The following is a 25,544-nucleotide window of genomic DNA, read 5'->3' as shown; positions in this document are numbered from 1 at the left end:
TGGGCATTGTTCGGCGGTGGGGGGATAATGCCGCGATGAACACCTGACCTGCCGCCTCCCTCACGGAAGTGGCTTCACCGCTACCGGGAGTCGCGCATGGCTGAAGCCGTCCGCCACGACAAAACCGCGCGCCAGCTTCGCCTGCTGTCCGATGCACTGGACAGTGGCCGGCTCGGCCCTGTGCGGCGCCTGATCAACACCCTGGCGCCGGCGGAAATCGGCAACTTGCTGGAATCGCTGCCGCCCGGCAAGCGTGAAGTGGTGTGGGGATTGGTCGATCCCGAAGACGACGGCGAAGTGCTGGTGCATGTCGGCGACGAAGTGCGCGAAAGCCTGCTGGCCGACATGGACCCGGACGAGATCATCGCCGCGGTCGAAGATCTGGACATCGACGACCTGGCCGATCTGGTGGAAGACCTGCCGGACACCGTCATCGACGAAGTGCTCAAGTCGATGGACCGCGAGAACCGCGAGCGCCTCGAGCAGGTCCTGTCCTACCCGGAAGACACCGCCGGCCGTTTGATGAACCCCGACGTGGTCACCGTGCGCGCCGACGTCAACGTGGACGTGGTGCTGCGCTATCTGCGCCTGCGCGGCGAACTGCCCGACCACACCGATCACCTGTTCGTGGTCAGCCGCCGTCACCAGTACCTGGGGCGCCTATCGCTGGCGTCGTTGGTCACCCACGACGACAGCACCCCTATCAACCGGTTGATCGACGACGAGCAGCCGGCCATCGCGGTGGAAGACTCCGCCGATGCGGTGGCGCGTCAGTTCACCGACCACGACTGGATCTCCGCCCCGGTAGTGGACGACAACAACATCCTGCTCGGCCGCATCACCATCGACGACGTGGTCGACATCATCCGCGAACAGGCCGAACACCAGGCCTTGGGCGCCGCAGGTCTGGACGAGGACGAGGATCTCTTCAGCCCGGTGGCGCGCGCGTTCCGCCGCCGCCTGACCTGGCTGGGCATCAATCTGGGCACTGCGTTCCTGGCGTCTTCCGTGGTCGGCCGTTTCGAAGGCACCATCGAGAAGATCGTCGCGCTGGCCGTGCTGATGCCGATAGTGGCCGGCATGGGCGGCAACGCCGGGACCCAGGTACTGGCGCTGATGGTGCGCGGCCTGGCGCTCGGTCAGGTAGGCGCCTCCAACGTGCGCGTACTGTTGTGGAAGGAGTTGCGCGTTGCGCTGATGAATGGGCTGAGCCTGGGCCTGGTGCTCGGCATCATCGTGTTCCTTTGGTTCCACGACCTCCCTCTTTCCTTGGTGATCGGCACTGCGCTGACCATCAACCTGCTTTCCGCCGCGACCGCCGGGGTGATGGTGCCGCTGACGCTCAAGCGCATGGGCTTCGATCCCGCGCTGGCCGGCGGGGTGATCCTGACCACGGTCACCGATGTGATGGGTTTCCTGAGCTTCCTGGGCCTGGCCACTGTGGTTCTGCTTCGCTGAGGACCGTCGTATCGCGTCGTCGTCCACGGATCGTCAAGAGGCGCGTTATCATCCTTACAAGCACACTTGGAGGCTCTCCGCATGCCATTCTTCCGTCACGCCTCTCTGATCGGATTGATGTTGATGTTTTCAATCGCATTGCCAGGCTGCAGCAGCATGCCGAGCAGGACGACGGGCGAATTCCTGGAGCGTGAAGTCACCATCCAGGGCGTGCAGCGCCGCTACCAGGTCTTCTTGCCGGCCACTCCGGCGTCGAAGGGCAAATTGCCGGTGATCCTGTTCCTGCATGGTTCGGGCGAACGCGGTTCTGACAACAAGCTACAACTGGTCGCCGGCCTGGGGCCTTATGTGCGCAAGCATCTGGCGGATTTTCCCGCGATCGTCGTATTCCCGCAGGTGGAAGAGAATGGAGAATGGATGGGCGCCAACGTGGACATGGCGCTGGCAGCGACCGAAGCGGCAACCAGGGAATTCAACGGCGATCCTCGCCGCATCTATCTGACCGGCCTGTCAATGGGTGGCTATGGCACTTGGGAAACGGCGCTGAAGACGCCCAACCGATTCGCCGCGCTGGTCCCGATCTGCGGCGGGATTCTGATACCCGGCGGCGGGCGGGCGCTTTACGTCACCGAAGTGGCCAACGCGCCCGATCCCTACGCTGCCCTGGCGTCCCAGCTGAAGCATGTGCCGATCTGGATTTTCCACGGCGCCAAGGACGACGTGGTGCTGCCGAACGACGACCGCAAGACCTTCGCTGCGCTCAAGGCCGTTGGCGCCGACGTGCAATACACCGAATTCCCGGACGAAAACCACAACTCCTGGGACGCTACCTATAATCACGATGCCATGTGGACGTGGCTGTTCGCCCAGCGCCGGCACTGAGCCGGCAACCGCCCATGGCAGAAATCATCCGTAACTATTTCACCCCCGGCTGGCGCGCCGATCGCATCAGCTGCGTATGCGGATGGGAAGGCGATTCCAGCAAAATGCAGATGGAGCTGCACGAGGAAGTAACGGACTACGCCTGCCCGGCCTGCGAGAACACCTTGCTGATCGTCTCGCACCCGGATATGGATCAGGTCCGGCAGGCCGCGGCCGACGGCAACGTGGAAGCGCAACAACAACTCGCGCTGGTGGAAGAAGCGCTGGCGCTGCACCGCAAGGCCGATCACTGACGTCAATCCGAATATCGATGCGCTACGGGGTGACGTGAAGCGGCGTAGGAGCGACGTGAGTCGCGAATGTCATACCGGAATGCCTGGTTTCGCGACTCACGTCGCTCCTACGCCACCTTACATCGTCGCCGCATTAGGAAAGCAAAGATTCCAGCACTGCCATGCGGATGGCGACGCCGTTGCTGACTTGGCGAAGCACCAGCGACTGCGGACCATCGGCCACTTCATCGGTGATTTCCACGCCGCGGTTGATTGGCCCCGGATGCAACACCACCGCATCGCCGGCGGCGCGACGCAGACGCCCAGCGGTGAGACCGTAGCGGGCGTGGTAGTCGTCCAGCGACGCCACCAATCCTTCCTCCATCCGCTCGCGTTGCAGCCGCAGCATCATCACCGCGTCCACGCCTTCCAGCATGGCATCGAAGTCATCTCCGGTGGCGCAACCCTCAAGGGTGCCGTCATCGGGCAGCAGCGAAGCGGGGCCGCAGACGCGGATCTCCCCCGTACCCAGCGTCCGCAGCGCATGCAGGTCGGAACGCGCGACCCGCGAGTGCTTCACGTCGCCGACGATCAGGACTTTGAGCTTCGAAAAGTCGGCTCCCTTCGCCTGCCGCAAGGTCAGCGCATCCAGCAGCCCCTGCGTGGGATGAGCGCTGCGGCCGTCGCCGGCATTGATCACCGTGGTGCCCTCGCCCGCCTGCATCGCCAGCGCTTCGGCGGCGCCATCTTCGGGGTGGCGGACGATGAAGCCGCGCACACCCATCGCTTCCAGGTTCTTCAGCGTATCCAGGGCCGTTTCGCCTTTGCGGGCGGAAGACGTGGAGGCGTCGAAATTGATGACATCGGCGCTGAGACGCTGCGCGGCGATGTGGAACGAACTGCGCGTGCGCGTCGAAGGCTCGAAGAACAGCGTGCAGATAGTGGTGCCGAGCAGCGAATTGCGTTTATGGGCACGTCCCAACGCGGCGTCGCGAATCTGGCCCGCGCGATCGAGCAGACGGCACAGGGTTTCCTTCGGCAGTCCTTCCAGGGTCAGCAGATGGCGCAGGTGTCCGTCGGAATCGAGTTGTAGGGTCATGCTCTATGCATCTCGCGTCGTTAGCCCCTCTCCCATCGGGAGAGGGGTTGGGGTGAGGGTACGGCGAAGCGAGGATGGTTCAGACGTCCATGACTTCGCCGTACCCTCATCCGCCCTATGGGCACCTTCTCCCGATGGGAGAAGGACAAAAAGATCAAATCTGCGTTGCATCGTGCGGCGCCGCCAGCCAGCGTTCGATGATCACCGCGGCGGCCACCGCGTCCAGCGCCACTGCGTCGCGACGGCGCTTGCGGCCTTCGGCGCGGTCCAGCGCGAAACGTTGCGCGGCTTCGACCGAACTGGAGCGCTCGTCCACCAGCACCACCGGCAATTTGTAGCGCGCCTGCAGCTCGCGCGCGAAAGCGTGGGCGCGCTGGCGGATGGGCTGGTCGCCGCCTTCCAGAGTCATGGGATCGCCAACCACCAACCCATCCGGACGCCATTCCTCGCGCAATTTGTCGATTGCCTGCCAGTCCGGACCATGGCCATGCACGTCGATCACGGCCAGCGCACGCGCGCCGTTGCCGAAAGCGCTTCCCACCGCCACGCCGATGCGCTTGGCGCCGACGTCGAACCCGAGCACTGTGCCATCGAGTTTCATGTCCCGCCTTTCATGCGTGCCCGCTGTAGTCGGTCACGCGGGTGATGTCGATGCCGATGCGTCCGCCGGCCGCATGCCAGCGTTGCTCCAAAGGCAGCGCGAACAGCAATTCGTTGTCGGCGGGCGCGGTAAGCCAGCTGTTTTCGCCAAGCTCGAACTCCAACTGCCCAGCCCCCCAGCCGGCGCATCCCAGCGCGACTACGACATGGGTCGGACCGGCGCCTTCGGCCATCGCCTCCAGGATGTCGCGCGAGGTGGTCAGCGCCAATCCGTTGCCGATCGTCAGCGTGGAATCCCACTGGCGGTCGCCATCGTGCAGAACGAATCCCCGCTCGGGATGCACCGGTCCGCCGTTCAGGACGATCTGGCTGCCCAGCGCGGGATCGCGCACTTCCAGGTTCATCTGCGCCAGCACGTCGCCCAGGGTGTACTCGGAAGCGCGGTTGACCACCACGCCCATCGCTCCTTCCTCATCGTGCTGGCAGATCAGCGCCACGCTGCGTGCGAAATGCGGGTCGTTCAGCGCCGGCAGCGCGATCAGCAGCTGGTTGGTGAATTTGGCGGGAATCGCGGACATGCGTCCATTCTAGAGCCTCATATCGCTTCCGGGTTAGGGCCTGTTAACGCCATTGGGACAGGTCCCGCCGTACCTGAGTGCGTGCGGGGCAAGGAAGAATGAGGAAATGTATGCCGATACATGCCCGAATGATGACACGGCCCCGTGCGCACTCAGGTACGGCCCTTCGGGTTGCCCCGCCGCGGCGGCCAGACGCTCGCGCGCGGCTTGAACAGGCCACCAGCCTGCCGCTGCGCCGCGCACAAACGCCTGACCGCCGCGGCGGGGCAACGGGACCTATCCCAATGGCGTTAACAGGCCCTACTCTGTCGCCATGACGACTTATTGCGATTTCGCGCCCGGTCACCCGGTCCACGGCCCCTATCACGACCGGGAGTACGGCTTCCCGCAAACCGAGGAATCGGACCTGTTCGAACGCCTGATCCTGGAGATCAACCAGGCCGGCCTCAGCTGGGAAACCATCCTGAAGAAACGCCAGGGTTTCCAAAGCGCCTACAGCGGCTTCAACGTGGACAAAGTGGCCCGTTACGGCGACAAGGACCGCGCCCGTCTGCTCGCCGATGCAGGCATCATCCGCAACCGCTTGAAAGTCGATGCCGCCATCCACAACGCGCAAGTCATCCGCGGGCTGCGCAAGTCGCATGGCGGATTCTCGCAATGGCTGGAGGCGCACCACCCGCTGCCCAAGGCCGAGTGGGTGAAACTGTTCAAGAAGACCTTCCGCTTCACCGGCGGCGAGATCACCGGCGAATTCCTGATGAGTCTGGGCTATCTGCCCGGCGCGCACCACGAGGGCTGCCCTGCGTTCAAGCGCGCCGCGAAGAGAAAGCCTGCGTGGATGCGCAAAACATAGGATCAGGGAACGCTCAACATCCCTGCGGATCCGAGCAGGGCGCTCGAGTCGCGCGGTTCTTGTAAGGCGAGAGGAAGCACTGCCGTGCAATCGCCCTCCAGCTTGAGGTCGGCGATGCTGTCGGCACGGGTCTGCCCCCGATTGAGGAGGGCGATCGGCAGGCCAGCCTCATGCGCCATGCGCGCGAAGCGGAAACCGGAATAGACCATCAGCGAAGACCCGACCACCAGCAGCGCCTGGGAGCCGAGCAGCGCCGTGCGCGCGGACTCATAACGGACCCGCGGAACGTTTTCGCCGAAGAACACCACATCCGGCTTCAACCTGCCGCCGCAAACCTCGCAGCGCGGCGCGCGGAAGCGAGTGAAATCCCGTCCTTCCAGGTCGGCGTCGCCGTCGGGCGCAGTGGCCGCAGCCAGCCCGACCCAGTCCGGATTGTCCTCGCTCAGGCGCAGCTGGATTTCCGCACGCGGGTAGCTCGCGGCGCAGTCCAGGCAAACCACCTGGTCGATCCGTCCATGCAGGTCGATGACGTCGCGGCTGCCGGCCCGTCCGTGCAGGCCATCCACATTCTGGGTGAGCAGCCGCGACAACCTGCCCGACCCTTGCCATTGCGCCAGCGCCAGATGCGCGGCGTTGGGGTGCGCCAGGGAAATGACCGGCCAGCCGATAAAACTCCGGGCCCAGTACCGCGCATGCACCGCGGGGTCTTCGGTGAAATCGCGGAAATCGACCGGCGGCGTGCGTTTCCATTCGCCCCGCGCATCACGATAGTCGGGGATGCCGGAGGCGGTGCTGCAGCCCGCGCCGGTGAGCACGAACACCCGGTCGTAGCCGGCCAGCCACTCGCGCAGGCATTCGGCGGGGTCGGCAATTTCCGGTAAGCACGCGCCCATGCTTCGATTGTCCACGAAAAAGGGGCAGTTGCCTGCCCCTCTCAGTCTCGTGGCTATCGGCGAAGGATCAGCGTACTTCCGCGATCTCCACCCCATCCAGCCCCTGCGCCAGGGTACGCGCGTCGCCGCCCTGGGCCAGTTTGATGCGCAGGCGCACCTCGTTCTGGGAGTCGGCGAAGCGCAGCGCGTCTTCGTAGCTGATTTCGCCGGCCTGGTAGAGCTCGAACAGGCTCTGGTCGAAGGTCTTCATGCCCAGGTTGGTCGATTCCTTCATCACTTCCTTGAGCTTGTGGATTTCGCCCTCGCGGATGTAATCCTGGACCAGCGGCGTGCCCAGCATGATCTCCATCGCCACCCGACGGGCCTTGCCATCCGGAGTCGGGATCAGCTGCTGCGCGACCACGCCCTTGAGGTTCAGCGAAAGGTCCATGAGCAGCTGGCCACGGCGGTCTTCCGGGAAAAAGTTGATGACGCGGTCCATGGCCTGGTTGGCGTTGTTGGCGTGCAGGGTGCACAGCACCAGGTGGCCGGTTTCGGCGAAGGCGATGGCGTGGTCCATGCCTTCGCGGGTGCGCACTTCGCCGATCATGATCACGTCCGGCGCCTGGCGCAGGGTGTTCTTCAGCGCGTTGTCCCAACTGTCGGTATCGATGCCCACTTCGCGCTGGGTGATGATGCAGCCCTCGTGTTTGTGCACGAATTCGATCGGGTCTTCGATGGTGATGATGTGGCCGGTGGAATTCTGGTTGCGGTAGCCGATCATCGCCGCCAGCGACGTGGATTTACCGGTACCCGTGGCGCCGACGAAAATGATGATGCCGCGCTTGGTCATGGCCAGCGTCTTGATGATCGGCGGCAGGTTCAGCTCTTCGACGGTGGGAATGCGCGCCTCGATGCGGCGCAGGACCATGCCCACCTGGTTGCGTTGGTAGAAGCAGCTGACGCGGAAGCGGCCCACGCCGGCGACGCCGATGGCGAAATTGCATTCGTGGGTCTTCTCGAATTCCTCGCGCTGGGCCGGCGTCATCACGTTGAGCACCAGATCGCGGCTCTGCTGGCTGGTCAACGGCGTCTGCGTGATCGGCGAGATCTTGCCGTTGACCTTGATCGACGGCGGCATGCCGGAGGTGATGAACAGGTCCGACGCCTTCTGGTGCGCCATCAGCTTGAGGAACGAGGTGAAATCGATGGTGCTCATGGCTGTCTCCGGGAACTGGGAACTGGGACCAGGGAGGGGCGGCGATGTGCCTGTACCCCACTCCCTGCGCCCTGGTTATTCGAACAACCGCTTGTCCTTGGCGTATTCCTTGGCCTGGTGGCGCGTGATCAACGAGCGCTTCACCAGATCCTGCAAATGCTGGTCCAGGGTCATCATGCCGTTCTGCTGACCGGTCTGGATGGCGGAGTACATCTGCGCCACCTTGTCCTCTCGGATGAGGTTGCGGATGGCCGGCGTGCCCACCATGATTTCCCAGGCCGCGGTACGACCGCCGCCTACTTTCTTCAGAAGCGCCTGCGAGATCACCGCGCGCAAAGATTCGGAAAGCATCGAGCGGACCATCGGCTTCTCGCCGGCGGGGAACACGTCGATGATGCGGTCGATGGTCTTGGCCGCCGAACTGGTATGCAGGGTGGCGAACACGAGGTGTCCGGTTTCCGCGGCGGTCAGCGCCAAGCGGATGGTTTCTAGATCGCGCAACTCGCCGACCAGGATGATGTCGGGGTCTTCGCGCAAAGCCGAGCGCAACGCTTCGTTGAAGCCGTGCGTGTCGCGGTGCACTTCGCGCTGGTTGATCAGGCACTTCTGCGAGGTGTGCACGAACTCGATCGGATCCTCGACGCTGAGGATGTGGCCGTACTCGTTCTTGTTGATATGGTCGATCATCGCCGCGAGCGTGGTCGACTTGCCCGAGCCGGTGGGACCGGTGACCAGGATCAAACCCTGCGGCTGCTCGATCAGCTGCTTGAACAGCGGCGGACAACCCAGGTCCTCGAGCGTCAACACTTCGGAGGGAATGGTGCGGAACACCGCACCGGCGCCGCGGTTCTGATTGAAGGCGTTGACGCGGAAGCGCGCCAGGCTGGGAATCTCGAAGGAGAAGTCGACTTCGAGGAATTCCTCGAAGTCGCGACGCTGCTTGTCCGACATGATGTCGTAGACCAGCGAATGCACCTGCTTGTGGTCCAGCGCCGGAATGTTGATTCGACGCACATCGCCATCCACCCGGATCATCGGCGGCAGGCCGGCCGACAGATGAAGGTCGGACGCTTTGTTCTTGACCGAGAACGCCAGTAGTTCGGCGATATCCATACGCTGCTTTCCCCAAAATTGCTGCGACAGCTGGAACGATACATCCCCGAGAGGCAGTATAGCGCCCTTGCCGCGATATCCAACGGTTGAAGGATTATGCTCGCACAACGGCTCAACGCGACACTACAAAGCCTTGAAAACGTAGCTATTGCGAGCCATCGGCCATTGCCGCGGTTACTGGCGGTTTCCAAGACCCAAACTGCGACGGCGGTCGCGACTCTGGCGGCCGCCGGACAGCGCGCTTTTGGCGAAAATTACGTTCAGGAAGCGCAAGCCAAGATCCGCGCGCTGGCGGACGCAGGATTGGAATGGCATCTGATCGGCCACCTGCAATCCAACAAGGCGGAAGTGGCCGCGGACCTCTTCGACTGGGTGCAGACCGTCGACCGGCTGAAACTGGTCGCCGCGCTCGCCCGTTTCCGCCCGCCGCATCGCCCGCCGCTGAACGTGCTGGTGCAGGTCAATATCGACGACGAGGCCAGCAAGCACGGTTGCGCTCCGGAACAGGTGCTGGAACTGGCCGCGGCCATCGCGCAGGAACCGCGTCTGGTGCTGCGCGGGCTGATGGCGATTCCGACACCGCATCCGGACCTCGAATCGCGCCGCCCCGCCTACCGCGACATGGCGGTCTTGTTCGATACGCTGGTCGCTCGCCATTCCTCGGTCGATACGCTGTCGATGGGAATGAGCGACGATTTCCCGCTGGCCATCGCCGAAGGTGCGACGATGGTGCGTATCGGCACCGCCTTGTTCGGCCCACGCGCCGGCAAACCCTGAGGAAGACCATGACACATCCGGAAAACATCGCCTTCATCGGCGGCGGCAACATGGCGCGCAGTCTGATCGGCGGCCTGATCGCGCGCGGCGCGAGAGCCGAAAGCATGCGGGTTGCTGAACCCGTCGAAGTCCTTCGGGAATCTCTGGTCAATGATTTTGGCGTGCAAGTGTTCGCAACCGCAATGGAAGCAGCTGCCGGCGCGACCCTCTGGGTGTTGGCGGTGAAACCGCAGGTGATGCGGACCGTGTGCGAAGGGCTGGCGGACATCGCCCGCTCCGACAGGCCGTTGTTGATTTCCATCGCCGCGGGTATCACCGCCTCGCAAATGCAGCGCTGGCTGGGCGGCGAGAACGCGATCGTCCGCGCCATGCCCAACACTCCCGCCCTGCTGGGCGCAGGCGTCACCGGGCTTTTTGCCACCGCGCAGGTGGATGCGGCCGGTCGCGAACGTACCGAGGCGCTACTATCCAGCGCGGGCACCACGGTCTGGATAGACGAGGAAGAAAAAATGGACGCGGTCACCGCCGTCTCCGGCAGCGGCCCGGCGTATGTGTTCCTGCTGGCCGAAGCGATGGAACAGGCGGCCATCGCCGAAGGCCTGGGCGCTGAAGCGGCGCGCGCGCTAGTCCTGCAGACAGTGCTGGGCGCGGCCCGCATGCTGACCGAATCGGACGAATCGCCTAGCGAACTGCGCCAACGGGTGACCTCGCCCAATGGAACTACCCAGGCGGCGATCGAGACGTTTCAGGATGGCGGCTTCGAAAAGTTGGTGGGCAAGGCGATCCATGCGGCGGCCCGGCGTGGCCAGACATTGTCCGCCGCCAACGATTGACGCGCTGGCAACCCTCCACCTTACCGGACACGGACTGCAGATGCTCCTCATCAAATCATTATCGATCGCTTTGGCCGCATTGTTGCTGACCGCCTGCAATGGTTCCGAACAGCCGCGCGCGGCAGAGATCGTCGCGCCCGCCGAAACCACGGCGGTGTTCGGCGATCTGCGCGTGCATTACAACGCCTTGCCGACGCTCAGCCTGAACGATGCGGTGGCGCGGGAATACAGTGTGGAAAAGGATGCAGGAACAGCGATGCTGGTGATCGCGCTGCGCCAGTTCGCCAACAATGAGGAAATCCCCGCCGAAGGCGAAGTGAGCGCCACCGCCTACGATCTGCAGGGTGCACGCCAACAGATCGCATTCAAGGCGGTGAAGACTGGGGACTACACCGACCATATCGGCATCTTCGACATTCATCCGCGCGACTCGTATCGCTTCGAGGTGACATTGAAAGCGAACGGCCGCAGCGAAGTCGTCAAGTTCCAGCGCAATTTCTGAACGCTTGCGTGAGCGGGCTCAGCGCTGGTTGAGGGCGTAGCGGCCCGGGCCCATCAGTGCAATCGCGACCGCGGCCGCCAGGTACATCGCCTGCAATTCCACCGCCCAGCCGCCCTGCTCGTTGAGTTGGCCCAACTGCGCCAGATGCACCAGTCCGAACGCGAACAGCATGTTGACCACGATGATTCCGGCGCCGATCCGCGCATAAAAACCAAGCAGCACCAGCGCCGGTGCAAGCACTTCGCCGGCCAGCGCGCCATAGGCCAGGAAGGCGGGCAGTCCTTGCGCGGCAAGCATCCCTTCGATGGGCTCCAAGCCGGACTTCAGCTTGGCGATGCCGTGCAGCATGACAAGCGCCGCCAAGGCGACGCGCAACAACAACTTGCCGAGGTCTTGCTGGGTGGTCTGGTTGGGGCTCATCTGGGTGCTCCGGTGGTGGTTGCCTGCATCATCGCAGGATCGGCCCTGGTGGCGCAGCAGCCCTCTGCCTGAAGTCGCTCAGGCCAGGCGTTTCGACCAGTCCTGGATGATGCGCGCCATCTCGCGCACGCCATCGGTCAGCGCTGCGGGCCCGGGCTGCAGGATCAACGGCGATTTGATTTCGTGAAGTTCGCCATCGCGGACCGCGGGTATCGCCTGCCAACCCGGACGTGCGGCGACCTTTTCCGGCCTGAATTTCTTTCCGCACCATGAGCCGAGGATGATGTCGGGCGCACGCTGCACCACCACTCCGGCATCGGCCAGGATGCGGTGCTTGGCCAACGATTCGATGGAGAGTTCCGGAAACACGTCGTCGCCGCCGGCAATCCGTATCAGTTCCGCCACCCAGCGTATGCCGGTGATCGGCGGCTCGTCCCATTCCTCGAAGTAGACCCTGGGACGCCGCGGCAAGGCTGCCGATGCCCGTTCGATTTCATCCAGTCCGCGCCGTAGTTCGTCTGCGTACGCGTCGGCCCTGCCGCTCGCTCCGACCAACGCGCCGAGCCTGCGGATGTAATCCAGGATCCCGTCCACGCTGCGGTGGTTGGAGATCCAGACTTCCACTCCGTGCTTGATCAACTCGGCCGCGATCTCCGACTGGATATCGGAGAAGCCGACCACGAAATCGGGCTTGAGCTGGAGAATTTCCCCGATCTTGGCGCTGGTGAACGCGCTTACTTTCGGCTTTTCCTTGCGGGCGATGGCAGGACGCACGGTGAAGCCGCTGATACCGACGATGCGGTGTTGCTCTCCCAGCGCGTACAGCGTTTCGGTAGGCTCTTCGGTGAGACAGACGATGCGCTGCGGACCGGTCACCGGATGCTCCAACGTAGGAGCGTGCGTAGGAGCGACGTAAGTCGCGAATGAGAACGTTCGAAAAATTTTGTTTCGCGACTTACGTCGCTCCTACGACCACTCCCCCGGCCGCTCCTACGAATGCAGGCCGTCACGATCACGGATACAGCATCCGCTTCGACCATTCGCCGCTCGCATCGCATTCGTAACGCCAGCGTTCGTGCAGGCGGAACTCGGCGCCGTACCAGAACTCGAACGCCTCCGGGATCACCCGGAACCCGCTCCAACCTTCCGGCCGCGGAATCTCTCGCCCCTCGAATTCCGCTTCGACCTGGGCAATACGGTCGTCGAAGTCGTCGCGCGAGCCCAGGGTTTCCGACTGGGCGGAAGCCCACGCGCCAATCTGGCTGGGGCGCGGGCGCGAAGCGAAATACACGTCGGCCTCCACATCGTCCACCACCTGCACCACGCCCTCGATCCGCACCTGGATGCCCGCCGCCCGCAGGCTGCGCCATAGGAACAACAGTGCGGCGCGCGGATTGGTTTCCAGTTCTCGGCCTTTGTGGCTGTGCAAATGGGTATAGAACACGAAGCCGCGCTCATCGAAGGACTTGAGCAGCACGGTCCGCGCCGAAGGCCGCCCGTCGGCGGTCGCGGTCGCCACGGTCATGGCATTGGGCTCGATCTCTCCACTGCTGGCTTTGGCCTCCGCGAACAGTGTCGTGAAAGTGGACAGGGCTTCCGCATACAGGTCGATCATCGGTACTTCTCACTCGGTTTTGCGTACGCCATTGATTATCGGAAACCCCGGAATCGGCAATAAAAATCCGATCGTCATTCCCGCGAAGGCGGGAACCCAGTGACTTTGCTCGGAGCATCAAGTCGCTGGATCCCCGCCTTCGCGGGGACGACGATCTGAAGGTTTTTTGTCCGAGCCTTGCGCTATTGTCTCCCTATGATCGCCGGCACGCACGCATCCAACGCGGGATTCGAGGAATCGCTGGTCGTTTCCGCCCTGGAAGCGGCATTGTCGCTCCCGCAGCCCATGCCTGTATTCGCCATCTCGGGTTTGCAGGGAAGCGGGAAATCGACGCTTGCGGCCCAGATTGCGGCCCTCGCCGACACGCGCGGACATCGCGTCGCGGTGCTATCCATCGACGATTTCTATCTCCGCAAGGACCAGCGCCTGCAATTGGCGCGCGAAGTGCATCCGCTGCTCGCCACGCGCGGGCCGCCCGGCACCCACGACCTCGGTTTGGCGTTGGAAACCATCGGAAGCTTGCGCGATGGCCGGCCGACGCGATTGCCGCGCTTCGACAAGCTTGCCGATGAGCGCGAGCCCGCGGCGCGTTGGCTCAGCATGGAGCGGCGCTGCGATTTCGTTCTGCTGGAAGGTTGGTTCCTAAAAACGCCGCCGCAGAGCCCGGATGACCTGTTGCAGCCGATCAACGCGCTGGAGCGCGACGAAGATCCCGACGGAAGCTGGCGCAGATGGTGCAACAAGGCGCTGGCCGACGACTATCCCCGTCTGTGGCAAACCATCGATGCGTTGTGGTTCCTGCAGGGGCCGGACTTCGATGTCGTCCCCGAGTGGCGCTGGCAGCAGGAACAGTCGCTGCAAGCCAGCGACCCGGAACGCGTGGCCATGAGCCGGCTCCAGGTAGAGCGTTTCGTACAGCTGTTCGAACGCGTTAGCCGGCAGGCCTTGTGCACCTTGCCGACCATCGCGGACAAAACCGTTGCCCTTGACGAGCAACGGCGGCCTTTGTAGAGGCTGCCCCGTACCAGTACGGGCTAGAGGGCTGGATACGGGGCGGGCACTGCCCGCCGTATCTTTACTCGACCACGAAGCTGATACGCAGGTTGACCCGCCATTCGGTGATGTTGCCGCCGTCGTCGGTAACCACCTTGATCTCGTTGACCCAGGCGCCCTTGATTCCTTTCACCGTTTCGGCTGTCTTCTTCAGGCCGCTCTTCACCGCATCTTCCACGCTGGTCTTGGACGAGGCGTTGACTTCGATGATCTTGGCGATCGACATGGCTTGCTCCTTGATGGGCGGGTTACGCCGGACCCACGAAAGTAGCCCCATGACCGTTAACGTTGCGCAAGAAATGCCGAGCGGTGCGGGCCGGTGATAGCATCTGTTCACCATGAATCCCGCCCCCAACCTGATCCTGGTCGGCCCGATGGGTGCCGGCAAGACCTCCATCGGCCGACGCCTTGCCGAGCGCTTCGGCCTGGAGTTCGCCGACGTGGATCAAGTGGTGGTCGAGCGTTGCGGCGCCACCATCAACACCATCTTCGAGCACGTGGGCGAAGCGGGCTTCCGCGAGCGCGAAAAGGCCGCCTTGGCGCACGTGCTGGCAGAGGAAGGAAAAATGGTCTCCACCGGCGGCGGCGCGGTACTGGATTGCGACAACCGGTCGCTGATGCAACGGCGCGGATTCGTGGTCTACCTGCGCGTGGGCGTGGAGGCGCAGCTCAAGCGGTTGGGGCGCGACCGTTCCCGACCTTTGTTGCGGCGTGGCGACCGCGAGCAGGTATTACGCGACTTGACCGCTGTTCGCGAGCCTTTTTATATGGAAGTGGCCGACCTGATGCTGGATACCGATGGCCTGTCGCCGGGTGGGGCGACCTCTACCCTGGCGCAGCTGCTGGCGAGCCAATGGCAACGAAGCGAGCGTGCGGCATGAATGAGGTCTCGCGCATCGTCGAAGTGGGCGGCGAATCTCCATACCGGATCGTGATCGGTCCCGGCGCGCTGGCGGACGGAGCTTCGCTTGCCGGCCACGTCCGCGGCCGGCACGTGCTGCTGGTCAGCGATTCCACGGTGGCGCCGCTGTATGTCGCCACGGTACGCGAAGCCCTGCACGAAGCGCGCCCCGACCTGCTGGTGGGCACTTTCGTGCTTCCTGCGGGCGAAGCTTCGAAGACGCTGGCGAATTTCGGCGCGGCGATCGAAGCCCTGGCCACCCTGGGAGCGACCCGCGACGCCTGCATTTTCGCCCTGGGCGGCGGCGTGGTGGGCGATCTGGCCGGTTTCGCCGCAGCCTGCTGGATGCGCGGCGTGGATTGCGTGCAACTGCCGACCACGTTGTTGTCCATGGTGGACTCTTCGGTCGGCGGCAAGACTGCGGTCGACATCGCCCAGGGCAAGAACCTGGTCGGCGCCTTCCATCCGCCGCGCGCGGTATTCGCCGACACCTCCACCCTTCGCACCCTGCCGCCACGCGAACTGCGTGCGGGGTTGGCCGAGGTCATCAAATACGGGGCGATCCGCGATCCGTTGTTCCTGGAATGGCTGGAAGCCGAGCGTCAGGGGTTGCTGGCCGGCGACGATGCCACTCTGGCCATGGCCATCGCGCGCAGCTGCGAGCACAAGGCCGAGATCGTGGAGCGCGATCCGCTGGAACGCGGCGAGCGCGCCCTGCTCAACCTAGGCCACACCTTCGGCCATGCCATCGAGACCGAGCAGGGCTACGGCAGTCCGCACAACGACAACCTCAATCATGGCGAAGCGGTCGCCGTGGGCATGGTGCTGGCCGCACGCCTGTCCGCGACCTTGGGCTTGGCCGAAAACGCCGACACCGACCGTTTGATCGCGCTGCTCCGCTCCTACGGATTGCCCACCTCAATCCCGGCGGGCCTTGCGCCAGAAGCGCTGCTGGCGCGCATGCGCCTGGACAAGAAAAACCTAGCCGGCCGCCTGCGGCTGGTGCTGTGGCGCGGAATCGGACGCGCCGAAGTGGCGCCGGATGTGGACGAAAACCGCGTGCTGGCGGTGCTCTCCGGCTATTGATCCGGCCCGGAAGTAGTGACGACAACGCATGCCGGTGGGAGCGGCGTCCCGCCGCGAGCCCTTGCTTTTTTTGCCCTGCAAAAGCTCGCGGCGGGACGCCGCTCCCACAATATCCGGTGCCGATACCTGCCCGAATGATGACGCGGCCCCATGCGCACTCTTCGGGTTGCGCTGCGGCGATGCAACGTGACCTGCCCCAATAGCGTTAACAGGCCCTAAAATGAGGCCATGCGCCTCTTCCTCCAGCAACGCCCGACCGCGGGCGAATCGCCCCGCTACGTGCAGCTCACCTTGCAGCCAGACCTGTTCGGCGGCTGGGAGCTGCTGCGCGAGACCGGGCAGCTCGGCGGCCGCGCCCAACTCAAGCGCGAGCAATACCTGCTGCAAGAGGAGGCCACCGCCGCTTTCGAGAAGGCGCGCGACGGCCACGTCAAACGCGGCTTCCAGGTCACCTTCGTGCGCGGCGCCGATGCGCCCAAATGAACGCGCCAGCGACCTGACCCCACTTTTCTATCCGGATCCACCATGACTGCTTTGAAGAACGACCGCCTGCTGCGCGCGCTCAAGCGCCAACCCGTGGACTGCACCCCCGTCTGGCTGATGCGCCAGGCCGGACGCTATCTTCCCGAATACCGCGCCACCCGGGCCAAGGCCGGCAGCTTCCTGGCCATGGCCAAGAATCCGGAGATCGCCTGCGAGATCACGCTGCAGCCGCTGGCGCGTTTCGATCTGGATGCGGCGATCCTGTTCTCCGACATCCTCACCATTCCCGATGCGATGGGTCTGGAACTGTATTTCGTCGACGGCGAAGGCCCCAAGTTCCGCAACACGGTGCGCAGCGCGGCCGACCTGGCCAAGCTCGGCGTTCCGGATATGGAAACCGAGCTGCGCTATGTGATGGACGCGGTGCGCGTGATCCGCGGCGAACTGGACGGCAAAGTGCCGCTGATCGGTTTCTCCGGCAGCCCGTGGACGCTGGCCTGCTACATGGTCGAAGGCGGCGGCAGTAAGGACTTCGCACGGATCAAGGCGATGGCGCTGAACGATCCCGCCACCTTGCACGGGCTGCTGTCGGTCAACACCGATGCGGTGATCGCCTACCTTTCCGCGCAGCGTGCGGCGGGCGCGCAGGCCTTGCAGGTCTTCGATACCTGGGGCGGTGTACTCAGTCCGGCGATGTACCGCGAATTCTCGCTTCCGTACCTGACCCGCATCGCGCGCGAGCTGGACCGCGGCGCAAATGAGGAATTCACTCCGCTGATCCTGTTCGGCAAGGGCAACGCCGCGCACCTGGAAGCGCTGGCCGAAAGCGGCACCGATGCGGTGGGCGTGGATTGGCTGGTGGAGTTGTCCGAAGCGCGCCGCCGCACCGGCGGCAAGGTCGCCTTGCAGGGCAACCTGGATCCGGCGGTGCTGTACGGTTCGCCCGAAGCGATCCGCACCCAGGTGGGCAATGTGCTGAACAGCTATGGCCAGGGTTCTGGCCACGTCTTCAACCTCGGCCATGGCATGTCGCCGGACATGGATCCCGAGCATGTGGGCGTACTGGTGGATGCCGTGCACACGCTGTCCGCGCGCAGCCCCGCCTGAGTTTTTCCAGTCCCGGATCGTCCTGGAGCCCGCATGGAATGCCGCCGCTTCATCTTCGCCACGCTGCTGGGTCTATCGACTCTGGCATGGTCCTCGTGGGCGGCAACGCCGGCGCCGGTACTGCAATTGTCGGGCGGCGATTTCCCCGAGCTGACCGTGCACCAACCGACTTTCGACGAAGCCGGCAATCAGCTGCCGATGACCTGCGACCAGATTCGCGCCAAACGCATCGACGAACTCGATCCGCTATGGAAACGCAGCGTGGATCGCATCCATCTGGAATGCGAGGGCCTGAAGGAGGAAGACGTCGGCTTCGACATGCTGGCCACCACCATCACCGGTTTCCTCAAGACCGGCATGGCGCAGTTCGCCGGCCAGCCGCTGGCGGAGGTGCGGCTGATGGATTCGGACTTGTGGAGCGACCACCAGTACATCCTGCAGCGACCCTACGAAGAAGCACGCGACGCGTTGAAGCGGTTCATCGAGGCGCGTTGCGGCGCGCAACAGGACAACCCCGCCGCGCTGGTGGAGAACAGCTGCGCCATGACCGAAAGCGAAGAAGGCCTGTATCTGGAGACCAGCGAGGTCGGCGGCATCTGGGTCCATCCGGAGCAGGACGATCCACAACGCACGGTGTACGCGGAAGCCTGGTCGGACTAGGCGCAGGCCTCGAAGGTCGAGATCAGGCCACTTCCTGCCAGCGGAAATATTTCCTGTCCGCCAGATCCAGCATCTCACGATCCTCGCGCGTATCCCCATAGGCGTACACGACGGCGTAGGCATCGAGATCGCAACGTTCGCGCACTCTTCGCGATTTCTCCTCGCCCACGCATTGCGCGCCCAGGTAACGTCCGGTCAACCGTCCCTCGGCGGTCTCCAACCGCGAGCAGATCAGCTCCAGCCCCTGCTGTCCGCACCAATGGGAAAGGTAAACGTCCAGCGAACCCGAGACCACCACCACGCGATCGCCCTGCGCCTGGTGCCAACGGATCCTGTCCAACGCTATCGGCCTGACCACACTCGGCAGGACATCGCGTGCGAAGGCATGGCCGGCCTTCCGCACGGAGGCTTCCGGCACGCCGCGGAAACCGAAATGCACGATGCGGGAACGAATCCGTTTCCCGGAAACCACGCCCATGCGATAACCGCCGACCCAAGGCGCAAGCAAGATCTTGCCGATGGCCAGGCGGCGCGGAGTTACGGAAAAGCGCATGAAATCGGGAAACATTTCCCGAGTGGTGATGGTGCCGTCGAAATCGAACAGGGCCAAATTCACTGCGGAGCGGCCTCGCTTTTCGCCAAAGCCCGTTCGATGGCCGCCGCCAGCAGATCGCCGGTCACCGGCTTGCGCAGGAAACCATCGAAACCCGCCGCTTGCGCCAACGGTTCCGCTTCCGCGTCGGCACGCGCCGTCACCGCGATCAACGGCGCCTTGAACGATTGGGCGCGCAACTGACGAGCCAGGGCCAGGCCATCCAGGCCCGGCAGATCCAAGTCCAGCAGCGCGAGATCGAACGCCTGCGTCGCCGTTCGCGTCAGCGCCGCCAGACCATGGGCCGCGTGAGTGACCTGGTGCCCGCGCGCGCGCAGCAAACCGGCGATCACTTCGGCTACGGTGGCGTCGTCTTCGACCAGCAGGATGTGCAGCGAAGGCGACGGCGCCGATGGATCGGCAGGGCGCTGTCGAGGCAGATCCGCGGCGGTGGCCAGCGGCAACTGCACGATGAAGCACGTGCCCCGCCCCGGCGTGCTTTCCACGCTGATCCGCCCGCCCATGGCCACCGCCAGCTCCTGGCAGATCGCCAGACCCAGGCCGCTGCCGCCGTAACGCGCGGCGGTGCGCGCGCCCTCGGCCTGCTCGAAACGCTGGAACAAGCGGGTCTGTTGTTCCTCGCTGATGCCAGGGCCCGTGTCGCCGATCGCCAACCGTATTCCCTGCGGCGCAGAGGGCGAGACACGCAAGGTCACGCCTCCTTTCTCGGTGAATTTGATCGCATTGCCCAGCAGGTTGAGCAGGATCTGCCGCACCCGCACCGGATCGCCCTGCAACGCCGCCGGCACGGTCGCCGCTACTTCGTCGGAAAAGCTGAGGCCGCGCTGCTCGGCCATGGGCGCGGTCAATCCCACCACTTCGTCCACCAACGCACGCACGTCGAAAGCCTGCTGTTGCAATTCCAGCTTGCCGGCCTCGATCCGCGCGATATCCAGCGCATCGTTGACCAGGCGCAAGAGATGCGTGCCGGCATTTTGGATGGCGTGGGTGTAGCCGCGCTGTTTCTGATCCAACGGCGTGGCCAGCAGCAGTTCGCTCATGCCCAGCACGCCGGTCATCGGCGTGCGCACTTCGTGGCCCAACGTGGCCAGGAAGCGGGTCTTGGCCAGCGACGCCTGTTCGGCCACGTCGCGCTTGTGTTCGGCCAACTGCCAAGCGCTACGGCGACGCAAGCGACGCCGATACAGGGCGCCAGCGACGCCCAGCAGCAACAGGCCGAGCGCCACGAACGCGGCGATTCCCCATTTGCTGCGCCACCAGGGCGGCGACACCTGGAAACGCAGAATGCGTTCGGCCGAGGCATTGCCCACATCGTCGAAAGCTTGCACATGCAGCACGTAATTGCCCGGCGACAGGGTGGAAAACGCGCGTTCGCCGCTGGCACCCTGGTCCACCCAATCCTTGTCGAAGCCTTCCAGCAGCGAGCGATAGCGGTTGACCAGCGGATCGTCGAAGGAAAGCAGGCGCGCGCTGATCTGCAGTTCGTGATCGCCCGGCTGCAAAGTGAATCCGCCTGCAGCCGGCAGTGCGACGACTCCATCCTCGCGGCTGACCTGCAGCGCATCCAGCACCAGGTGCGGCGTGATCGGCGCCGGATCGGGCAGGCGCGTGTCCAGCAGCATCACCGAGCCATCGGCCGCGCTTCCCGCCAACACGCCATCGCTGGTCATCAGCAGGGCGCGATCGTTGAATTCCTGGCTGAGCAAGCCATCGCGCACGCCGTAATTGCGCACTTGGTTGGTTTGCGGATCGAAGCGGAAAAGACCCCGTCGCGTCGCCAGCCACAGCCGCTTCTTCGCGTCTATCTGCAAACCGGTGGATTCCAGCGCCGGCAAGTCCTCCGCCTTGGTGACGCGCTTTGCCAGTGCCCAGCGGCCGGAAGCGTCGCGATGCCAGGCCTCCAGGCCCGACAGGCGATGCAGCCAGAGCCTATCTGCACTCTCGAACACGAACCCGAACACGCGTTGTTCGCCGAACGCGGGCAAGGCGACGAATTTGCGTTGTTCGGATTGCCAACGCCGCAGACCTTTCGCACCCGCCAGCCACAAACCGCCATCGGGCGCGCGCACCATCGCTTCCACGTCCGATTGCGGCGAACCGTCCGCGTCCACCGCGAAGTTGTCGAGCACCTTGCCGGTATCCAGGTCGCGATGCTGCACGCTGCCCATCTGAGTGGACAGCCACAATCCATCGGGTGTCTCCACCAGCCAATCCACCGTGCTTTCGTCGGGATGGGCATCGTGCGGGTCTTCCGTCGCCCAGGTGCGCATTTCGCGGGTCGCCAAGTCGATCCGTATCAATCCCTTGCGATAGCCCAGCCACAGGCGGCCCTTGCTGTCTTCCAGCGCCGAAATCAGGCGGACATCCTTGAGCTCCTCTTCGTACATTCCCAACGACGAGATTTCGCCGGTATGGGTATTGAGGCGCTCCACTTTACCGATGGTGCTGGCCAGCCAGATATGGTCTGCACCCGCCGCGGAAAGACCGCGATAAACACCGCCGGCAAGGCCTTGCGCACGCGAGAAAGCGGCGATGCGCCGCCAATCCGAGCGCAAATAGGCCAGGCCTTTGGTAGGCACCGGCACCCACATGCCGCCATCGGGTTGCAGTAATGCGGTCTGCACTACGCGGCCTATGCCGGCGCCCAGATCATCGTGGACCACAGGTGCCGGAGCGCCGTTGCCTTCGGTCCGCCACAGACCGCCCTGGCTGGCCAGCCAATATTCGCCGCTGCCGTCGCTCAAGATCGTCATCACCGCATTGGGCCGAGCGAACATCGGCGACCACTCCGGCGTCTGCCAACGACCGTCGGCGCGCCACTGGAAAACGCCTTCGGAAGTGCCGACCCACTGCGTGTCGCCGATGCGGGTCACCGAATAGACCATCAGGTCTTCGCCGGCCGGCGTCGCGACTCGGTGCACGGCCTTGCCGTCGAAACGAGCCAACCCGCCCATGGTCCCGATCCACAGCCCCCCTTTGTGGTCGAAGGAAAGCGACAGCACCGTGTCCGACGGCAGGCCGCCAGGCGAATTCTCGTCGGCGCGGAAGCCAGTAATCAGTCCTTGCGGAGACAGACGATGCAGACCGCCGCCGAAAGTGCCGAACCACAGATCTTTCCCCTGACTGGCGATGGTGAAAACATCGTCGCTGCCCATCTCGGGATGGTCGGCCAGGCGGTAATGGCGGAAACCTTTACGCTCCTTTCCCATCACGCTGAGGCCGCCGTTTTCCGTCGCCACCCAGATCCGGTCGTCGCTATCTATGTGCAGCGCCTGCACGACGTTGCCGGGCAATGAAGCGGGGTCGTCGGGATTATGCCGCCATACCTGGAAGCCCACCCCGTCGTAACGGGCCAGCCCATCCCAGGTGGCGATCCACAGATAGCCTTCGCGGTCCCGTGCCAGCGCCGGGATAGTGGTGGCAGGCAGGCCATCGGCGGAACCCAGCAATCGGAAACGCGGTATCTCGGGCACGGTCGCCTGCGCGGTGACGCACAGCATGACCAGCCCCAGCAACCAAAGGCACCGCTTCATTCCCTACCCCCACCTGGCCCGCTTCCCTGTGCGGGCAGCATCGCAACGGACCGTTGCATGTGCAAGCGGCGTATCTTCAGCAGCACCCACCTAGAATCCCGGGCCTATGAACCCGTGCCCCCGCCTTGGCGTCGCCCTCTTACTGTCGCTGCCGGCCCTGCCGGCGTGGGCGGCGAGTGCGGCTTATGAACTGGATCCGGTGCATACCCGGGTCATGATCGCAGTCGAACACGCCGGCTTTTCCAAGGCCATCGGCACCGTGTCCGGCAGCAACGGCCATCTGCAATTCGATCCGGAGAACTGGACTACGGCCCGGCTTGAAGTCAGCGTCCCCCTGCAAAGGCTGGACCTGGGCGACGAGAAGTGGAACCAGGCCGTACTGGCGCGCAACCTGCTTGACGTAGAGGAATTCCCCACCGCCACTTTCGTTTCGACCCGAATCGAACCCATCGACCCGCAGCATGCCTCTGTATACGGCACGCTGACCCTGCATGGCGTTCCCAAGGAAGTGAAGTTGGAAGTGACCCTCAATGCGCTCAAGCGCCATCCGCTGCCGCCGTTCCGGCGCACCGCGGGATTTTCCGCCACCGCCACCCTCAGCCGTGCGGATTTCGGCATCGATGCCTGGAAGTCGGTGATCGGCGACCGCGTGGACCTGCGCTTGGAGGTGGAGGCCACGCGCACCCGCAAGGACGATGACGACAACGACGAACACGATGGCGCACAGCCGCCCGCCACGCCACCCATCACGCCTACCCAAACCGCGGAGCCCGCCACGCCATGACCTTGAAGAACACTGCCGACCGTTGGGGCCCGGTAAGCCAGGCCTTTCACTGGTTGATCGTGCTGCTGATCCTGGGCATGGCCATCGTCGGCCTGACCATGGTCGAGCTGCCGAAGACGCCGAAGTATTTCTGGGTCTACACCGCGCACAAATCCACCGGCATCACGGTGCTGGTGCTGGTCGTCGCGCGGCTGGCGTGGCGCCTGTACGCGGGCAAGCCGGAACCGGTACCCGGCACGCCGACCTGGCAGAAACAGGTCGCCAACGTCACCCACTGGATGCTGTACGGACTGATCCTGGCCATGCCGCTTTCCGGCTGGTTGTACGACTCGGCCAGCGGACTGCGCCCGTTCCGCTGGTTCGGCCTGTTCGAGATGCCCAAGCTGAGCCCGCCGGACGAATCGCTGCGCGATGCTTCCCTTGCCGTGCATGAATGGGGCTTCTGGTTGCTGGTGGCGCTGGTCGTCTCCCATGCGGGCGCCGCCTTCTACCATCACTTCTTCCAGCGCGACGCCACGCTTACCCGCATGTTGCCGCGGCGTTCACCCCGCATCGACGATAACGAACCCGCTCCTGCAATCGCCACGAAACCCGAGGAACCCCCGCATGTCTCCTGATTCCAAATCGCGCGTCTTCGCCTCTCCTCTGCTTACCGCCGCCGCATTGGTGGCGACGATGGCCGCCTCGCCCGCCTTCGCCGCCGACTACGTGCAGGCGCCAGGATCCAGCCTGGTGTTCGCCAGCAAGTACGACGGCGAGGTGTTCACCGGCAAATTCGCCAGTTTCACCACTACGCTGAGCTTCGATCCGGCCAAGCTGGCGACCTCGAAGCTGGAGGTGGTAATTCCGCTGGCCGGTACCAGCACCGGCAATGGCGACCGCGATTCCACCTTGTCCGGCGCCGATTTCTTCAACGTCGCCAAGTTCGCGCAGGCCCGCTATACGGCGACGAAGTTCCGTTCGCTAGGCGGCAATCAGTACGCCGCCGACGGCAACCTGAGCCTGCGCGGCGTCAGCAAGCCGGTCACCCTGACCTTCACCTGGACCCCGGGCGCGCAACCTGTGCTGAGCGGCAAAGCCACGGTCAAACGCCTGGACTTCGGCGTCGGCACCGGCGACTGGGCCGATACCAAGACCATCCCGAACGAGGTGGCGGTGAGTACGAAGGTCGTGTTCAAGCCTGCGAAATAATCGCCCGCACGGCCCATGGCGTAGGCCGGGCATTGCCCGCCGAGCTTTCGGGCCGCGAGAGAAGAGCCGGCGGGCAGTGCCCGCCCTACGTACGACTGCAAACTTAGGGCGCCGCGAGAGGCATCATTCCCGCGCAGGTTCCAGCCTGTAAACGAAGGCGCCGAGCAAATCGCCCTCGCGCTTGCTGCGGTGACATTCCAGGCATGCGGTGGTCGCACGGATGGCGCCGTAGGCCTTGAGTCCCGAGGCATCGGTCCGAGCCACGACTTCCTGCTCTTTCTCCAGCGTGCGCAGGATCAGCCTTTCCTGGCCATCGACAGAGCGGCTCGCCCTCATGGGTAGGAAGCTTTCGTCGGTATCGGCATGCTGGAACGCCATGAAGCCGCTCGCATACACCACTGGCGGATCGTGCTTGGCGATGCCGATCAGCTGCACGTCGCCGACGTGCAAGGGTTTGTCGTCCAGCGTCAATCTCCCGCTATGCATGAGCCTCATCATCGGCGTTATCCGCGCCTTGCCGAAGCCATCGCTCTCCACGAACGCCCGCACGTAGTCCGCATGCATGCCCTCCAGCGAAGTCCACACGGGCGGCGATGCATCCGATGATTTCGCGGTGACGGATAACGCTCCTAGCATCAAGGCGCCGAGCAATCCGATCCAGACGGTATTCCGGCCCATGCATGCATCCCTGTTGGCGTAACCGCAAGCCTACCCTTCCCTGCCAAGGAGAACCGTGGTCGGATTCCGGCATTCGGTCAGCAGACAGCTTACGGAACGACCGCTATTCGGTCGGCAGCCATTGCCGCAATCGGGCCGCATCGAACGGCCAATCCAGCTCGCGCCCGGTCGCTTCGTCGCGCAAAACCGGCACGCGGATTCCGTAAGCGGCCTCCAACGAGTCGTCCTCGTCGATGAAAACGCTTTCGAAGTCGGGCAGCCGCGCCGCCGCCAGCATTTCCAGCGCTAGGTCGCAGAGATGGCAGTCGTCGCGCTGATAGAGGATCAGTGGCAAGCGGTCAATCCCGGGAAAGTGCTGCGCC

30 protein-coding genes are annotated in these 25,544 nt (G+C 64.3%); 16 read left to right on the top strand and 14 right to left on the bottom strand.

The genetic code is table 11. The features are described 5' to 3' along the window. Positions 1-96: 96 nt before the first annotated feature. The 3 genes from mgtE (at position 97) to J2W94_RS01020 (ending at position 2,633) form a co-directional block, all read left to right on the top strand. Positions 97-1,458, top strand: coding sequence for a magnesium transporter (gene mgtE, locus J2W94_RS01030; RefSeq protein WP_310089748.1), 1,362 nt, complete (start codon positions 97-99; stop codon positions 1,456-1,458). Between the two features lie 123 nt (positions 1,459-1,581). Beyond that, positions 1,582-2,340, top strand: coding sequence for a prolyl oligopeptidase family serine peptidase (locus J2W94_RS01025; RefSeq protein ID WP_430540531.1), 759 nt, complete (start codon positions 1,582-1,584; stop codon positions 2,338-2,340). A 14-nt stretch (positions 2,341-2,354) separates the two neighbouring features. Next, a complete protein-coding gene (locus tag J2W94_RS01020) occupies positions 2,355-2,633 on the top strand; it encodes a hypothetical protein (protein ID WP_310089747.1) in 279 nt (92 codons plus the stop codon). Between the two features lie 133 nt (positions 2,634-2,766). Here J2W94_RS01020 and J2W94_RS01015 read toward each other — a convergent pair whose 3' ends face one another. The 3 genes from J2W94_RS01015 to J2W94_RS01005 all read right to left on the bottom strand — a co-directional run bounded on the left by J2W94_RS01015 (position 2,767) and on the right by J2W94_RS01005 (position 4,889). Beyond that, on the bottom strand, positions 2,767-3,711 hold the full coding sequence (locus J2W94_RS01015) for an aspartate carbamoyltransferase catalytic subunit (protein WP_310089746.1): 945 nt from the start codon (positions 3,709-3,711) through the stop codon (positions 2,767-2,769). 154 nt (positions 3,712-3,865) lie between these two features. Then, the gene (gene ruvX, locus J2W94_RS01010) at positions 3,866-4,312 is read right to left on the bottom strand and encodes a Holliday junction resolvase RuvX (RefSeq protein WP_310089745.1); all 447 of its coding nucleotides are present in this window, start codon (positions 4,310-4,312) and stop codon (positions 3,866-3,868) included. Between the two features lie 10 nt (positions 4,313-4,322). After that, positions 4,323-4,889: a YqgE/AlgH family protein gene (locus J2W94_RS01005; RefSeq protein WP_310089744.1), complete on the bottom strand. Its 567-nt coding sequence runs from the start codon at positions 4,887-4,889 to the stop codon at positions 4,323-4,325. Positions 4,890-5,202: 313 nt separating this feature from the next. Between J2W94_RS01005 and J2W94_RS01000 the strand changes: the two genes are divergently transcribed. Continuing rightward, entirely contained in the window at positions 5,203-5,742 is a 540-nt protein-coding gene (locus tag J2W94_RS01000) for a DNA-3-methyladenine glycosylase I (RefSeq protein ID WP_310089743.1), read from the top strand. 2 nt (positions 5,743-5,744) lie between these two features. Here J2W94_RS01000 and J2W94_RS00995 read toward each other — a convergent pair whose 3' ends face one another. The 3 genes from J2W94_RS00995 to J2W94_RS00985 form a co-directional block, all read right to left on the bottom strand. Next, positions 5,745-6,635 (bottom strand): NAD-dependent protein deacetylase, encoded by an 891-nt coding sequence (locus J2W94_RS00995; RefSeq protein WP_310089742.1) that lies wholly within the window; start codon positions 6,633-6,635, stop codon positions 5,745-5,747. Between the two features lie 67 nt (positions 6,636-6,702). Beyond that, positions 6,703-7,833, bottom strand: coding sequence for a PilT/PilU family type 4a pilus ATPase (locus J2W94_RS00990; RefSeq protein WP_310089741.1), 1,131 nt, complete (start codon positions 7,831-7,833; stop codon positions 6,703-6,705). A 75-nt stretch (positions 7,834-7,908) separates the two neighbouring features. Then, a complete protein-coding gene (locus J2W94_RS00985; protein WP_310089740.1) occupies positions 7,909-8,946 on the bottom strand; it encodes a type IV pilus twitching motility protein PilT in 1,038 nt (345 codons plus the stop codon). A 96-nt stretch (positions 8,947-9,042) separates the two neighbouring features. Here J2W94_RS00985 and J2W94_RS00980 point away from each other — a divergent pair, with 96 nt between their 5' ends. From J2W94_RS00980 to J2W94_RS00970, 3 genes are read left to right on the top strand one after another with little or no spacing between them, the layout of a single operon-like run. Beyond that, positions 9,043-9,723 carry a YggS family pyridoxal phosphate-dependent enzyme gene (locus J2W94_RS00980; RefSeq protein WP_310089738.1) on the top strand — a complete coding sequence of 227 codons (681 nt, stop codon included), beginning with the start codon at positions 9,043-9,045 and terminating at the stop codon, positions 9,721-9,723. 8 nt (positions 9,724-9,731) lie between these two features. After that, the gene (proC, locus tag J2W94_RS00975; protein WP_310089737.1) at positions 9,732-10,556 is read left to right on the top strand and encodes a pyrroline-5-carboxylate reductase; all 825 of its coding nucleotides are present in this window, start codon (positions 9,732-9,734) and stop codon (positions 10,554-10,556) included. 40 nt (positions 10,557-10,596) lie between these two features. Next, on the top strand, positions 10,597-11,058 hold the full coding sequence (locus tag J2W94_RS00970) for a DUF4426 domain-containing protein (RefSeq protein ID WP_310089736.1): 462 nt from the start codon (positions 10,597-10,599) through the stop codon (positions 11,056-11,058). An 18-nt stretch (positions 11,059-11,076) separates the two neighbouring features. Here the strand turns inward: J2W94_RS00970 and J2W94_RS00965 are convergent, their stop codons facing one another. The 3 genes from J2W94_RS00965 to pdxH form a co-directional block, all read right to left on the bottom strand. Then, positions 11,077-11,478 (bottom strand): DoxX family protein, encoded by a 402-nt coding sequence (locus J2W94_RS00965; protein WP_310089735.1) that lies wholly within the window; start codon positions 11,476-11,478, stop codon positions 11,077-11,079. 78 nt (positions 11,479-11,556) lie between these two features. After that, entirely contained in the window at positions 11,557-12,354 is a 798-nt protein-coding gene (locus tag J2W94_RS00960) for a cobalamin-binding protein (protein WP_310089734.1), read from the bottom strand. Positions 12,355-12,490: 136 nt separating this feature from the next. Further along, positions 12,491-13,093, bottom strand: coding sequence for a pyridoxamine 5'-phosphate oxidase (pdxH, locus tag J2W94_RS00955; RefSeq protein WP_310089733.1), 603 nt, complete (start codon positions 13,091-13,093; stop codon positions 12,491-12,493). A 195-nt stretch (positions 13,094-13,288) separates the two neighbouring features. Here pdxH and J2W94_RS00950 point away from each other — a divergent pair, with 195 nt between their 5' ends. Further along, positions 13,289-14,104: a kinase gene (locus J2W94_RS00950; protein WP_430540530.1), complete on the top strand. Its 816-nt coding sequence runs from the start codon at positions 13,289-13,291 to the stop codon at positions 14,102-14,104. 64 nt (positions 14,105-14,168) lie between these two features. Here the strand turns inward: J2W94_RS00950 and J2W94_RS00945 are convergent, their stop codons facing one another. Then, positions 14,169-14,372, bottom strand: coding sequence for a dodecin family protein (locus J2W94_RS00945; RefSeq protein WP_310089732.1), 204 nt, complete (start codon positions 14,370-14,372; stop codon positions 14,169-14,171). 112 nt (positions 14,373-14,484) lie between these two features. Here J2W94_RS00945 and J2W94_RS00940 point away from each other — a divergent pair, with 112 nt between their 5' ends. From J2W94_RS00940 to J2W94_RS00920, 5 genes are all read left to right on the top strand, one after another. Further along, entirely contained in the window at positions 14,485-15,027 is a 543-nt protein-coding gene (locus J2W94_RS00940) for a shikimate kinase (protein WP_310089731.1), read from the top strand. Next, positions 15,024-16,133, top strand: a complete 1,110-nt coding sequence (aroB, locus tag J2W94_RS00935) for a 3-dehydroquinate synthase (RefSeq protein ID WP_310089730.1) — start codon at positions 15,024-15,026, stop codon at positions 16,131-16,133. The genes J2W94_RS00940 and aroB overlap by 4 nt, the downstream gene beginning before the upstream one ends. A gap of 228 nt (positions 16,134-16,361) precedes the next feature. Then, positions 16,362-16,616: a WGR domain-containing protein gene (locus J2W94_RS00930; protein ID WP_310089729.1), complete on the top strand. Its 255-nt coding sequence runs from the start codon at positions 16,362-16,364 to the stop codon at positions 16,614-16,616. 42 nt (positions 16,617-16,658) lie between these two features. Further along, positions 16,659-17,723 (top strand): uroporphyrinogen decarboxylase, encoded by a 1,065-nt coding sequence (hemE, locus tag J2W94_RS00925; protein WP_310089728.1) that lies wholly within the window; start codon positions 16,659-16,661, stop codon positions 17,721-17,723. 33 nt (positions 17,724-17,756) lie between these two features. Beyond that, complete coding sequence (locus tag J2W94_RS00920) at positions 17,757-18,383, top strand: hypothetical protein (RefSeq protein ID WP_310089727.1); 627 nt, start codon at positions 17,757-17,759, stop codon at positions 18,381-18,383. Positions 18,384-18,405: 22 nt separating this feature from the next. Here the strand turns inward: J2W94_RS00920 and J2W94_RS00915 are convergent, their stop codons facing one another. Next, positions 18,406-18,999, bottom strand: coding sequence for an HAD family hydrolase (locus J2W94_RS00915; RefSeq protein ID WP_310089726.1), 594 nt, complete (start codon positions 18,997-18,999; stop codon positions 18,406-18,408). Beyond that, positions 18,996-22,529 (bottom strand): hybrid sensor histidine kinase/response regulator, encoded by a 3,534-nt coding sequence (locus J2W94_RS00910; RefSeq protein ID WP_310089725.1) that lies wholly within the window; start codon positions 22,527-22,529, stop codon positions 18,996-18,998. The genes J2W94_RS00915 and J2W94_RS00910 overlap by 4 nt, the downstream gene beginning before the upstream one ends. Before the next feature lie 106 nt (positions 22,530-22,635). On the opposite strand from J2W94_RS00910, the gene J2W94_RS00905 reads away from it, so the two are divergent. The 3 genes from J2W94_RS00905 to J2W94_RS00895 are packed head-to-tail and all read left to right on the top strand — an operon-like array spanning position 22,636 to position 24,504. Beyond that, positions 22,636-23,313, top strand: a complete 678-nt coding sequence (locus J2W94_RS00905; RefSeq protein ID WP_310089724.1) for a YceI family protein — start codon at positions 22,636-22,638, stop codon at positions 23,311-23,313. Further along, a complete protein-coding gene (locus J2W94_RS00900; RefSeq protein WP_310089723.1) occupies positions 23,310-23,930 on the top strand; it encodes a cytochrome b in 621 nt (206 codons plus the stop codon). The genes J2W94_RS00905 and J2W94_RS00900 overlap by 4 nt, the downstream gene beginning before the upstream one ends. Beyond that, on the top strand, positions 23,920-24,504 hold the full coding sequence (locus J2W94_RS00895) for a YceI family protein (RefSeq protein WP_310089722.1): 585 nt from the start codon (positions 23,920-23,922) through the stop codon (positions 24,502-24,504). Before J2W94_RS00900 ends, J2W94_RS00895 begins: the two co-directional genes overlap by 11 nt. 123 nt (positions 24,505-24,627) lie before the next feature. Here the strand turns inward: J2W94_RS00895 and J2W94_RS00890 are convergent, their stop codons facing one another. Together J2W94_RS00890 and J2W94_RS00885 are read right to left on the bottom strand one after the other, a co-directional pair. Further along, on the bottom strand, positions 24,628-25,182 hold the full coding sequence (locus J2W94_RS00890) for a hypothetical protein (protein WP_310089720.1): 555 nt from the start codon (positions 25,180-25,182) through the stop codon (positions 24,628-24,630). Positions 25,183-25,285: 103 nt separating this feature from the next. Further along, the gene (locus J2W94_RS00885; protein ID WP_310089719.1) at positions 25,286-25,516 is read right to left on the bottom strand and encodes a glutaredoxin family protein; all 231 of its coding nucleotides are present in this window, start codon (positions 25,514-25,516) and stop codon (positions 25,286-25,288) included. Positions 25,517-25,544: the final 28 nt, after the last annotated feature.

Origin of the sequence: Pseudoxanthomonas sacheonensis (genome assembly GCF_031455975.1) — a bacterium.
GTDB lineage: Bacteria > Pseudomonadota > Gammaproteobacteria > Xanthomonadales > Xanthomonadaceae > Pseudoxanthomonas_A > Pseudoxanthomonas_A sacheonensis_A.
This window is presented reverse-complemented; position numbering and strand designations above follow the sequence as displayed.